This window comes from Pseudodesulfovibrio sp. lm2024 (assembly GCF_051175575.1).
Taxonomy (GTDB): Bacteria; Desulfobacterota; Desulfovibrionia; order Desulfovibrionales; family Desulfovibrionaceae; genus Pseudodesulfovibrio; species Pseudodesulfovibrio caledoniensis.
This window is the reverse complement of record NZ_CP195092.1, coordinates 188,290-200,890: the sequence shown is the minus strand read 5'-3', so window position 1 is coordinate 200,890 and position 12,601 is coordinate 188,290. Positions and strand designations below refer to the sequence as shown.

General features: G+C 66.6%; 7 protein-coding genes. 4 read left to right on the top strand and 3 right to left on the bottom strand.

The window, feature by feature from the left end; all coding sequences use genetic code 11:
* The first annotated feature begins 36 nt into the window (after nt 1-36).
* Complete coding sequence (locus ACR42D_RS00890; protein ID WP_484564993.1) at nt 37-2,466, top strand: glycosyltransferase; 2,430 nt, start codon at nt 37-39, stop codon at nt 2,464-2,466.
* A gap of 491 nt (nt 2,467-2,957) precedes the next feature.
* Here the strand turns inward: ACR42D_RS00890 and rfaE2 are convergent, their stop codons facing one another.
* Both rfaE2 and ACR42D_RS00880 read right to left on the bottom strand, forming a co-directional pair.
* Nucleotides 2,958-3,440 carry a D-glycero-beta-D-manno-heptose 1-phosphate adenylyltransferase gene (gene rfaE2, locus ACR42D_RS00885; protein ID WP_484564992.1) on the bottom strand — a complete coding sequence of 161 codons (483 nt, stop codon included), beginning with the start codon at nt 3,438-3,440 and terminating at the stop codon, nt 2,958-2,960.
* Between the two features lies 1 nt (nt 3,441).
* Nucleotides 3,442-4,248 (bottom strand): YkgJ family cysteine cluster protein, encoded by an 807-nt coding sequence (locus ACR42D_RS00880; RefSeq protein WP_484564991.1) that lies wholly within the window; start codon nt 4,246-4,248, stop codon nt 3,442-3,444.
* A gap of 158 nt (nt 4,249-4,406) precedes the next feature.
* Here ACR42D_RS00880 and selD point away from each other — a divergent pair, with 158 nt between their 5' ends.
* The gene (selD, locus tag ACR42D_RS00875; RefSeq protein ID WP_484564990.1) at nt 4,407-5,456 is read left to right on the top strand and encodes a selenide, water dikinase SelD; all 1,050 of its coding nucleotides are present in this window, start codon (nt 4,407-4,409) and stop codon (nt 5,454-5,456) included.
* A gap of 6 nt (nt 5,457-5,462) precedes the next feature.
* On the opposite strand, the gene ACR42D_RS00870 is transcribed toward selD, so the two are convergent.
* Nucleotides 5,463-8,552 (bottom strand): PAS domain-containing hybrid sensor histidine kinase/response regulator, encoded by a 3,090-nt coding sequence (locus ACR42D_RS00870; RefSeq protein WP_484564989.1) that lies wholly within the window; start codon nt 8,550-8,552, stop codon nt 5,463-5,465.
* A gap of 169 nt (nt 8,553-8,721) precedes the next feature.
* On the opposite strand from ACR42D_RS00870, the gene rocD reads away from it, so the two are divergent.
* Together rocD and ptsP are read left to right on the top strand one after the other, a co-directional pair.
* Nucleotides 8,722-9,921 carry an ornithine--oxo-acid transaminase gene (gene rocD / locus ACR42D_RS00865; RefSeq protein WP_484564988.1) on the top strand — a complete coding sequence of 400 codons (1,200 nt, stop codon included), beginning with the start codon at nt 8,722-8,724 and terminating at the stop codon, nt 9,919-9,921.
* Nucleotides 9,922-10,126: 205 nt separating this feature from the next.
* Complete coding sequence (gene ptsP / locus ACR42D_RS00860) at nt 10,127-12,595, top strand: phosphoenolpyruvate--protein phosphotransferase (protein ID WP_484564987.1); 2,469 nt, start codon at nt 10,127-10,129, stop codon at nt 12,593-12,595.
* Nucleotides 12,596-12,601: the final 6 nt, after the last annotated feature.

Sequence of the window (12,601 nt, the reverse complement as noted above, 5' to 3'; positions counted from 1 at the left end):
ACCCGCGGCGGCCCGCCCGCCGCAACGGAGACACCCATGGCTGACCCCCTGTTCAAGGTGGACATGCACGTCCACTCACGCTTCTCCACGCGCCCGTCGCAGTGGATACTGCAGAAGATCGGCTGCCCCGAAAGCTTCACCGAGCCGCGACGCCTCTACGACATCGCGCTCTCGCGGGGCATGGACATGGTCACCATCACCGACCACAACACCATCGCCGGTGCGCTCGAAATAGCCCACCTGCCCAACACCTTCATCAGCGAGGAGATCACCACCTACTTCCCCGAAGACCGCTGCAAGCTCCACGTGCTGGCCTACGGCATCACCGAGGCCCAGCACGAGGACATCCAGCGCTGCCGGGACAACGTCTTCGACCTGGTGCCCTATCTGCGCGAGCAGAACATCGTCCACGTCCTGGCCCACCCGCTCTTCGCGGTCAACGACCGGCTCACCCCGGCCCACTTCGAACAGGCCCTGCTCCTGTTCAACATCCTCGAGGAGAACGGCACCCGCGACGCCCGCCAGAACAAAACCCTGCGCGACATCGTGGCCCGGCTCACCCCGCTGGACATCGACCGGCTGGCCAACTCCCACGACATCGAACCCTACGGCGACGAGCCGTGGGAAAAGGGCATCACCGGCGGGTCCGACGACCACTCCTCCCTGAACATCGCGCGCATGCACACCCTCTTTCCGGGCCAGCCCTGCCTGAACAACGTCCTGACCGCGCTGACCGAACACACCACCCGGCCCGCCGGAGCCCCGGCCACGCCCCGGACCATGGCCCACAACCTCTATGGCATCGCCTACCAGTTCTACCGCTCGCGCACCGGCTCCCTCTCGCCCGAAGTTTCCGAACACCTCTGCTTCCGGTTCATCAAGGCCGCGCTGCACCCCGGCGACGAGCCCAAACAGACCCTGTCCACCCTGCTCCAGCGCATCATCGGGCGCGGCAAGGCCACCCTGCACCGGGAATACGGCCCCACCGATTCGGTCCAGGGGCTGCTCCTCAAGGAGGCCGCCGACATCATCGCCCACGACCCCACCCTGCTGCGCATCGCGCGCGGCAAGGTCGACGACGTCATCACCCTGGAGCGCGAATGGGCCCGCTTCGTCTCCCTGGCCGCCAACCGCGTGCTCGCCCAGTTCGCGGACCGGACCCTCAACTCGGTGCTCGGGGCCAACCTCTTCGACGTCTTCCACTCCATCGGCTCGGCGGGCTCGCTCTACACCCTGCTCGCCCCCTACTTCGTGGGCTACGACCTCTTTTCCACCGAACGCGCCTTCTCCAACCAGTGCCTCGACCGCTTCCGCAAGAAGAACGCGCGCACCAGCGACGATCTCAAGATCGCCCACTTCACCGACACCTTCGACGAGATCAACGGCGTGGCCCGGACCATCCGCCAGCAGCTCAAGATGGTCGCCCGCCACGGCAAGGACATGACCGTCATCACCTGCGGGGCCAGGGCCGACGTGCCCGGCGCGGTCTCCTTCGAGCCCGTGGGCCGCTTCGATATCCCGGAATATCCCGAAATATCCCTGGCCTACCCGCCGTTCCTCGACATGCTCACCCACTGCTTCGAGCAGGAATACGACTGCATCCTGGCCGCCACGCCCGGCCCGGTCGGCCTGGCCGCCCTGGCCATCTCCAAGATCCTCAAGCTCCCCTTCCACGGCACCTACCACACCGCCTTCCCCGAATACGTCGGGGCGTTCACCGAGGACGCGGGCCTGGAAGACGGGTGCTGGCGCTACATGTCCTGGTTCTACAACCAGATGCAGGTCATTTACGCGCCCAGCGAGGCGACCAAGTTCGAACTCATCGACCGGGGAATCGACCCCGGCAAGATCGTCACCTACCCGCGCGGCGTGGACACCGAACGGTTCCACCCGGCCAAGCGCAACGGCTTCTTCAACAAGTTCGACATCGGCGGCGGAACCAAGCTCCTCTACGTGGGCCGCGTGTCCAAGGAAAAGGGACTGGACACCCTGACCGAGGCCTTCCGCAAGGCCGCCCGCATGCGCGACGCCATCCAGCTCATCGTGGTCGGCGACGGCCCCTACCTGGCAGAGATGCAGCGCGCCCTGCGCTCCACCCCGGCCACCTTCACCGGCGTGCTCAAGGGCGAGGCGCTGGCCCAGGCCTACGCCAGCGCCGACCTGTTCGTCTTCCCCTCTGCCACCGACACCTTCGGCAACGTGGTCCTCGAAGCCCAGGCCTCGGGACTGCCCGTCATCGTCACCGACAAGGGCGGCCCGGCCGAAAACGTCCTGCCCAACGAAACCGGCCTCATCGTGCCCGCAGGCGACGCGGACTCCCTGCTCCGCGCCATCCTCCACATGATCGACACCCCGGAACGCATCCAATACATGCGCCGCAAGGCCCGCTCCCACGTGGAAAACCGCACCTTCGACGCGACCTTCCTCAAGACCTGGGAAATCTTCGGCGACCACGTGGCCGCTTAGGGGATGCCTCCGGCGGCTGGGGCGCTGCCCCAGACCCCGCCAGGGAACCCTTTGAAAAGGGTTCCCTGGACCCTCCCAAACTTTTTGTGTCGCCTGCGGCGAAGGGGCGGGCGCGGGGTGGTGGATCGTTGCGCGAGTAGGACGGAAGTAGCTATAATCTTTAAAGCGTAACGCCTTTTCCAAAAAATAACACCCGCGATTTCGGATAGAAAAAACGGCGTGCCCCTTTTTGCAAAGAAGCACGCCGTAAAATCCGTTTTTTCTATCCGAAATCGCCAACCGGCACGGCGGAAGGCGTTCCTCGCCAGCCTTTCGACCCCGCACCCCCGAGCGTAGCTCGGCTACGGGATTCTTAAGGCCCTCGGCCTTAAGCGGGTGCAGGGCAGCGCCCTGCCCGATCGCTGCTGTCCTCATCCGTAGCGCTCGAAGACTCGCCAACGGCTGGAGGCTCGGAGACGCCCGCCCGGCGAGGGCCCGCCGGAGGCCTCCCCTTATCCCCGCACTTTCTCCAGAAACGCAGTCGTGGAGTACCCCTCCAGCAGCGGCAGGCTGTGCACTTCGCCGCCCGCTTTCTGGACCACGTCCGCGCCCACGATCTGGTCGACGGGCCAGTCGCCGCCCTTGACCAGGATCTGGGGGCGGCAGGCCTTGATGAGTTCGAGCGGGGTGGACTCGTGGAAGATGATGATGTGGTCCACGCAGCTGAGTCCGGCCAGGACGAAGGCGCGTTCCTCGGCGTTGTTCAGCGGGCGGTCGTCGCCCTTGCCGAGCATCTTGACGGACTCGTCGGAGTTGAGGCCGAGCACCAGGGAGTCGCCCATGGCGCGGCAGCGCTGGAGCAGGTCCACGTGGCCGGGGTGGAGGATGTCGAAGCAGCCGTTGGTGAAGACGAGCCGATGGCCGGGCGCGAAGGCCCCCTTCCGTTTGAGGAAGGTGCGGATGGACATCAGCTTGGGATTATCGGGCAGAGACATGTCAGTTTCCTTCGGGGCGGACGCCCTTGCGCCGCATGGGGACGTTTTTGGGCTTGAGCTTGGAGGTATCCTGGAAGAGCACGAGTTCGAACCAGTCCATGGCAAAGGACAGGGCCACGTTCTCGTTGGTGATGATGGCCTGCTGGCGCTTCTCGTCCACTTCCACGCGCTCGAAGAGCTGCATCTTCTGGATGAATCCCTGGAAATCGTCGATGCGGTACAGGGCGAGGATGGCCATCTGGTTGAGCTTGTCCGAGATGGGATGGCCGAGCTGGCGGGTGCGCGACAGGATGTTCATGTACCGGTCGTTGAACGCGGTGTAGTCCTTGAAGCCCTGGTCCTGTTTCCAGGATTCGCCGGTCCATTCGTCCTTTTCGAGGAACCCCTTGCAGTGGTCCTCCCTGACGATGAAGAACTGTTCGAGCACGCCGCCATTGCCGTCCGGGCGGGTGGCCCGGCCGAGCGGATACATGCGGCAGGCCCCGGGGCGGTCGGCGTAGATGCGGCACCCTTCCGGGGTGACGAAGGCGCAGGAGCGGCGGGCGTTGTCGAGCATCTTGAACTTGAACACCGGAAAGTTGGTGTCCGGCGCGTGGAAGGCCGTGGTGTGCACGCGCAGGAAGTCCACGGACGACATGCCGAGCGCGGCCCGCATGCGCAGGATGTCATAGGGGGTCAGGACCATGTCCAGGTCCGAGCAGCAGGCGTTGAAGCATTCGATGCCGGGGTAGCACTTGAAACAGTATGTCTTGCCCTCTTCCAGTTCCGGAAGGGAGTCCAGAAATTCCTTGGTCTCGTCTTGTTGCATGATGGTTCTCCAGGGGGCTTGGGCCCTTTGTCCCCGCCGGGGGGCGGCGGGCGTGAGTCCTCGTATCACTTGAAGGGGGGAAAGGCAAAGGATGGCCGTCCCCCGCCCCACTTCCCCTTCCCCCTGACCTCTGGTAGAGATCATCCCAAGGAGAAATCATGGAAAAGTTGAAACTGGTCCAGATGGTCAAAGCCGCGGGCTGAGCGGCGAAGATCACTCCAGGGGACCTGGAGATCGCACTTTCGGGCCTCGGGGTCCGGCCAGACAACCGCGTGCTCGCCGGAGGCCCCGGCGACAACGAGGACGCGGCCATTTTGTCTTTTCCCGCCGGCAAGGCCCTGGTTCAGACCGTGGATTTCTTCACCCCGGTGGTCAACGATCCCTACAAGTTCGGGCGCATCGCGGCGGCCAACGCCCTGTCCGACGTCTACGCCATGGGCGGCGAGCCGTGGGCGGCCATGAACATCGTCTGCTTCCCGGCGGACAAGCTGCCCATGTCCGTGCTGGCCGAGGTGCTGCGCGGCGGCAAGGACACGGTGGAGGAGGCGGGCGCGGTGCCCAGCGGCGGGCACAGCGTCGACGACCCGGAGATCAAGTACGGCCTGGCCGTGTCCGGGGCCGTGGACCCGGACCGCTTCGCCTCCAACCGGGGCGTCAGGCCCGGCGACCAGCTGATCCTGACCAAACCCATCGGCACGGGCGTGCTGGCCACGGCGGTCAAGGGCGAGATGCCCGGCTGCGACGAGATGGAGGATCTGCTTTTTCAGACCTGCGGACGGCTGAACAAGACCGGCGGCGAGGTCATCCGCGAGCTCGGCCTGACCGGGGCCACGGACATCACCGGCTTCGGCCTGGGCGGGCACATGATCGAGCTGGCCGAGGCCAGCCGGGTGACGCTGGAGCTGCGCATGCATGACGTGCCGCTTCTGCCCGGCGCGCTGGACATGGCCTCCATGGGGCTCCTGCCCGCCGGGTCCATCTGCAACCGCCGCCACTACCTGCCCAAAGTCAAGGTGGCCGACGGGCTTGACCCCATCCATTTCGACATGATGTTCGACGCCCAGACCTCGGGCGGGCTGATCCTGGCCGTGCCGCCCAGGTTGGCGGACAGGGCCATGGCCATGCTCGAAGAGGCCGGGGAACCCGCTGCCTTGGTGGGACGGGCCCTGCCTGCCGACGCCGGGGGCCATCCCCTGGCTATCATCTAAGGTCTTCTAGGATTCGGGTCTGTCCATGACCCGTTCGATTTCCTGCTGCAAACGGTCTATCTCGAACGGCTTGGACACGTAGCCGTTCATGCCCGCCTCGATGAACCGGTCGCGGTCGCCCTGCATGGCGTGGGCGGTCAGGGCGATGACCGGGATATCCAGGCCGAGGTCACCGCGTATGACCTTGGTGGTGGCCACCCCGTCCAGGCCGGGCATCTGGATGTCCGACAGGAAGACGTCGAAGGATTGCCCCCTGAGCGCCTTGATGGCCTCCTCGCCGCTGCCCACGCACACGGCCCGGTGGCCGAGCTTCTCCAGGATGCGCTGGACGACCACGCGGTTGACCCGCTCGTCCTCGGCCACCAGGATGGACAGCCCGCCGTTCCCGGATACCGCCAACGGGACCCCGGCGGGATCGTCCGGCTGCTCGGCGGCGCGGGCCCGGATGGTGAAATAGATGGTCGTGCCCCCGCCCTCCTCGGTGTCCACGCTGATGGAGCCGCCCATGAGCTGGACCAGCCGCCGGACGATGCCCAACCCCAGACCGGTGCCCTGGTACTTGCGCGTGGACGAGCCGTCCACCTGGGTAAACGGGTCGAACACCGCGTCCACCTTGTCGCGGGGGATGCCGATGCCGGTGTCCGCGACCTCGAAGAGCAGCTGTATCCCGCCGTCCCTGGCCCCGGATTCCAGCGGATGAGCCCGGACCTCGATGGAGCCGCTCTCCGTGAACTTGACCGCGTTGCCCACCAGATTGAAGAGAATCTGTCGCAGCCGCCCCTTGTCGGCCACGAAATGGCGGGCCAGCCCCTCGTCGATCTCCCAGCGCATGGCCACGCCCCGCTCCTCCACGCTGTGGCGGAAGGTGGAGACCACCTGGTCCAGGACCTCGCCCAGCTCGAAGGGGATGGACTCCAGCTCCAGCTTGCCCGACTCCACCTTGGACAGGTCGAGGATGTCGTTGAGCACCTGGAGCAGGCTGCGGCCGGAGTTCAGGGCCGTCTCCAGGTAGTCACGCTGCGTGGGCTCCAGCTCGCTCAGTTGCATGAGCTGGAGCATGCCGAGGAGCCCGTTGAGCGGGGTGCGTATCTCGTGGCTCATGTTGGCCAGGAATTCGTTCTTGGCCAGGCTGGCCGCCTCGGCCTTGGTCATGGCCTTTTCCAACTCGGCGGCCATGGTCTTGAGCTCGGTGATGTCCGCGGCCATGTGCATGTGCACCAGCCGGTCCTCGAGCCAGCGGATGGCCCTGTCGTGGGTGAGGTGCCAGCGGCCCCGGCCCTCATAGAACCGCTCCGAGACCAGGGTGTCCACGGGCTCGCCGTTCTCGTCCACCAGCTTTTCCTTGGGGCAGCTCGGGCAGCGGCGGTCCAGGTTGCGGATGGTCTTGTGACAGGGCATGCCCTCCTCGATGGGGCCGTAGAAATTGCTCATGCCCGCGTTCATGAACAGAACCTCGTTGCTCTCGAAGTCGCTGACGTAGATGTCCGCGCTGATGCCGTCCAGGATGTTCAGCAGCCGCTCGTGGGCCTGCTTGACCTCGGTGATGTCCGCGATCATGGCGAACGCCCCGAGCAGCCTGCCGTCCTCGGCCATGAGCGGCGTGGACGAGACCATGCCCCAGACCTCGACGCCGTCCTTGCGCAGGAAACGGCGCTCGTACCGCTCGCGGCGTATCAGCAGCTTGTCCTCGATGCGCCGCAGGTTGTCCTCCCAGTCGGCCGGGGCCACGAAGTCGAGCAGGCTCCGGCCGATGACCTCCTCCACCCGGCAGCCGAAGAAGTCGGCCACGATCCTGTTGGCGTAGGTGATGACCTGGTTCGCGTCCAGGCCGAGGATGCCCTCGTTGGCGGTCTCGACGATGAGCCGGTACTGCTCCTGGGTCTTCTTGCGGGCCTCCTCGGCGAACCGCGCCTCGGTCACGTCCCGGCCGTACACGGCGATGGCCGTGGCCTCGTCGCCGTCCACCACGGGGTAGATGACCCCGTCGAGGATCCTGCCGGACCAGACCACCTGCTCGGTCATGGGGGCGCGCGCCTCGGCCACCCGGGCAAAGGCGTTGCGGACCGTGGGCCGCAGCCCTTCCGGGATGAAGTCGAAGACACTTTGCCCGGCGTCCGCCTCCCTGGGCAGGCCGAGGAACCGGGCCATGTTCCGGTTCATGGCCAGGACCGTGCCGTCCACCTTGAAAAGGCCCACGGAGTCCTCGGTGGCGTTGATCATGGCCTGCAGAAATTGTTCGCTGGTGCGCAGCCGTTCCTCGATGCGCTTGCGCCCGGTGATGTCGCGGGTGGTGCCGATGTATCCCACGGCGTTGCCGTCTTCGTCCCACAGCCTCCGGGCCATGGACTCTCCCCAGACCTCGGCGCCGTCCTTCTTCCGGAAGCGCATCTCCAGCCGGATGGTCGCGGCGGCGTCCGCCCGCCCGTCCGCGTCGGCCTCTTCCCAGGCCTTCCGGCTGGCGAGCAGAGAGTCGGGGGCCACGGCCTCGTCGGCGCGCATGCCGATCATCTCCTCCGGAGTGTACCCCCGGACGCGCTTCACCGACGGGCTGACGTAGGTGTACCGGCAGTCGTTGTCCATGGTCCAGATGACGTCGGCCGCGTTCTCGGCCAGGAACCGGTACTTTTCCAGGCTCTCGCGGGCCATCTTCTCGGCCGTGCGCCGGTCGGTGACGTCCCGGAAGATGCCCCAGAGGGCCGAGGGCTCGCCCGATCCGTCGCGCTGCAGCCAGCAGTTGACCCGAACCAGCAGTTCGCGGCCGTCGCCGGTGATCAGGCCCTTCTCGAATTCATGGGAGGAACGGCCGGATTTGAGCAGGCTGCGGATTGTCTCACGCTCGCGCCGCCGCTCGTTCTCCGGGGTGAAGTCGAGCACGGTCCTGCCGAGCAGCTCGCCGCGCTTGCGCCCGAGCAGCTTGCAGAAGGCCGGGTTGGCCTCGAGGATGAACCCCTTGGCGTCGGTCTTGACCACGCCGTCGCCCAATGCGTCGCACAGCCCCTTGAAGCAGGCCGGGTCGATGAAGGACTCCCCCCGGTCGGTCCGGGGCGATTCTTCGCAGGGCGTTTCGGTCCTTTCGCGTGTATCGGGATGCGTCATAGGCCCTTTCCATGTGACAGTACCTATCACCTAATGGAATTTAACGTTTTTCGCCACTCAAAAACCCATAATTATTCGTCACGGGTTGAATCCGGCGCAAAGGAGAGGTATTCTGGAAGAGCCCCTCGGCCGAGCGGGCCGATAGACACCCGCAACCGCGAGGAACGCCATGCAATCCGACCGCTACATCCTGCTGGAAGACGAATACGGGGCCCACAACTACAAGCCGCTGGACGTGGTCATCGAGCGCGGCCGGGGCGTCTGGGTCTGGGACGTGGACGGCAACAGGTACATGGACTGCCTGTCCGCCTACTCGGCCGTGAACCAGGGCCACTGCCACCCGAAGATCAGGCGGGCGCTGGTCGAGCAGGCCGAGAAGCTGACCCTGACCTCGCGCGCCTTCCGCAACGACCAGCTCGGTCCGCTCTACAAGGAGCTCTGCGACCTGACCAATTCCCACAAGGTCCTGCCCATGAACTCCGGGGCCGAGGCCGTGGAGACCGCGGTCAAGGCCGTGCGCAAGTGGGGCTACCAGGTCAGGGGCGTGCCCGAGGACAAGGCCGAGATCATCGTCTGCCGCAACAATTTCCACGGCCGGACCATCACCATCATCTCGTTCTCCACCGACCCGGTGTCCACCACCGGCTTCGGTCCGTTCACCCCGGGCTTCAAGGTCGTCGACTTCGGCGACGCGAAAGCCCTTGAGAAGGCGATCACCCCCAACACCGTGGCCTTCCTGGCGGAGCCCATCCAGGGCGAGGCGGGCGTGATCATCCCGCCCGAAGGCTACCTGCGCGAGGTCCGGCGCATCTGCGACGACGCGGGCATCGTCCTCATCCTCGACGAGATCCAGACCGGCCTGGGCCGCACGGGCAAGCTGCTGGCCGAGCAGCACGAGGGGATCGAAGCCGACCTGACGCTGATCGGCAAGGCCCTGTCCGGCGGTTTCTACCCGGTCTCGGCCGTGCTCTCCAACACCGAGGTCCTGGGCGTGCTCAAGCCCGGCGAACACGGCTCCACCTTCGGCGGCAACCCGCTGGCCTGCGCCGTGGCCCGCGCCGCCCTCAGGGTCCTGACCGAGGAGAACCTCATCGAAAACGCCCGCGAGATGGGCGAATATTTCCTGAAGGGGTTGAGAAGCATCGACAACCCCAAGATCAGGGAGGTCCGGGGCAAGGGGTTGCTCATCGGCGTGGAGTTCCACCCCGACGCGGGCGGCGCGCGCCGGTACTGCGAACAACTCAAGGAGGCCGGGCTGCTCTGCAAGGAGACCCACGAGACCATCATCCGCTTCGCCCCGCCGCTGGTCATCACCAGGGACGAGGTCGACTGGGCGCTGAAGCGCATCGCGCCCGTGCTGGGCAAGTAGTCGGCGGCGGCCGAGGAACCGGGGAAAATAATATACGCCCCCTCCCCCGCGGCCTATTGTTTTGATAACAGTGGAAATGTCCGCCCGCCGCGAACCGGCGCGGGGATCTGGGGATGCCGCTTCCGTTGTCGCGCAGGCCGACAACCTCCGCCCCCCGCTCCCCGACACGACGCATCGGCGGGACCGACACCCGAGGAGGTTCATGATGGAGATGACCAAAGGCAACATCGTCTTGAACGCGGAGCCGTCCGGCAAGCAGCAGGCCATCGAACAGGTCGGCGAACTCCTGGTCCGCGAGGGTTACATCCGGCCCGCGTACATAGCCAGCATGAAGCGGCGCGAGGAGGTGGCCAACACCTTTCTGGGAAACGGCATATCCATCCCCCACGGCCTCCCCGAGAACCGCAACGACATCCTCAAGACCGGGATCGCCATCCTTCAGGTGCCCGGCGGGGTGACCTGGAACCCCGGCGAAGTCGTCAACCTGGTGGTGGGCATCGCCGCCAAATCCGACGAGCACATCGAGATCCTGACCAATCTGACCCACGTGCTGGACGACCCGGCCACCGTGGAGCGGATGGCCACGACCGACGACCCGTCCTACATCATCCGGGCGCTCAGCGGAGAGGCCGGGGCCAGGCAGCGTCCGGCCCCGCAGCTCGACGTGGCCGACTTCGACCACTCCCTGGACGTGACGGTCATGAACCCGCACGGACTGCACGCGCGCCCCGCCACGTTCTTCCTGGACATCGCCAAACTCTTCGACTCGACCATCGTGGTCGAGTACGACGGCCGTTCGGGCAACGGCAAGAGCCTCGCCTCCCTGCTCAAGCTCGGCGTCGGGTCGGGCAAGATCATCCGCATCCATGCCAAGGGCGACGACGCGCGGCAGGCCCTGACCGCCCTGAAGGACGCCGTGGACGCGGGGTTGGGCGAGATCGAGGAGGAAAAGGCGGCGGTCCGCACGGCCCACGGCTGGGTTCCGGCCGAGGTCAAGCGGACCATCCCCGGCTGCACGGCCTCCCCCGGCCTGGCCTGCGGCCCCATCCGACAGTTCACCCACCGCCGCATCGTGGTCGAGGCCATGGCCAAGGACCCGGAGCACGAGCTGACCGAACTGGGCCACGCCATTGCAGCGGCCAAGAGCAACCTGCGCATGCTCTACAACGAGGTCCGGTCCCGGTCCGGCGAGCCGCAGGCCGCCATATTCCGCGCCCACGAGGCCTTTCTGGACGACCCGGAGCTGATGGCCGAGACCAAGGGCCGCATCCAGAACGGCTACAGCGCGGGCTACGCCTGGCGGCAGGTCATCGACGACCGCGTCCGGGCCATGGAGCAGCACGACGACGAGGTCCTGGCCGCCCGGGCCATGGACCTGCGGGACGTGGGCCGACGGGTGCTGCGGCATCTGGCGGGCGTGCTCCAGGACGAGCCGTTCACCTCGGATGAACCGGTCATCCTCGCGGCCGAGGACCTGACCCCCTCGGACACCGCCCTGCTCGACCCCGCCCTCATCCTGGGCTTCTGCACGGCCGGCGGCGGGCCCACCTCGCATTCGGCGATCATCGCCCGCTCCCTGGACATCCCGGCCATCGTGGCCGCCGGACCGGCCGTGCTCGATATCGAGGACGGGACCATGGCCATCCTCGACGGCGACACCGGCAACCTCTATCTGGAACCCAGCGAGGCGGACGTTAAGACCGCGGCGCAGACCCGGGAGCGCATCCAGGAGGAGCGCGACGCCGAGTACCGCACCCGCTACGAACCGGCCCTGACCCTGGACGGGGTGCGCGTGGAAGTGGCGGCCAACATCGGCAAGGCCAGCGAGGCGGAAAAGGCCGTGGAGGGCGGCGGCGAAGGCGTCGGCCTGCTGCGCACCGAGTTCCTGTTCCTGGACCGGGAGACCGCGCCGGACGAGGACGAGCAGTACCGAAACTACAAGGAGATGGTCGAGGCCCTCAACGGGCTGCCCCTGATCGTCCGCACCCTGGACATCGGCGGGGACAAGGCCGTGTCCTATCTCGACCTGCCCGCCGAGGACAATCCGTTCCTGGGCGAGCGCGGCATCCGCCTGTGCCTGAACCGGCCGGAACTCTTTCTGACCCAGCTGCGAGCCATCTACCGCGCCTCCAAGCACGGCCCGCTGCGCATCATGTTCCCCATGATCGCCACCCTGGACGAACTGGCCGCCGCAAAGCGGCTGGCAGAAAAGGCGCGCATCGAGGTCGGGGCCGAGCCCGTGGACATAGGCATCATGGTCGAGGTCCCGTCCGTGGCCGTCATGGCCCGCGAGTTCGCGAAAGAGGTGGCCTTCTTCTCGGTGGGGACCAACGACCTGACCCAGTACGTCATGGCCATGGACCGGGTCCACCCCACCCTGGCCGTGCAGGCGGACAGCCTGCATCCGGCGGTTCTGCGCATGATCGACCAGGTAGTCCGGGCCGCCGACGAGGCGGGCATCTGGACCGGCGTGTGCGGCGGGCTGGCCGGTGAGCCGCTGGGCGCGGTCATCCTCGCCGGGCTGGGGGTCAAGGAACTGAGCATGGTCATCCCGAGCATCGCCTCGGTCAAGGCCCGAATCCGGTCCATCTCCATGGAGCAGGCCCGGGAGATCGCGCGGATGGCGCTCGCCTGCTCCGACAACAACCAGGTCCGGGCCCTCAAGCTGCCCTAGGCGAGG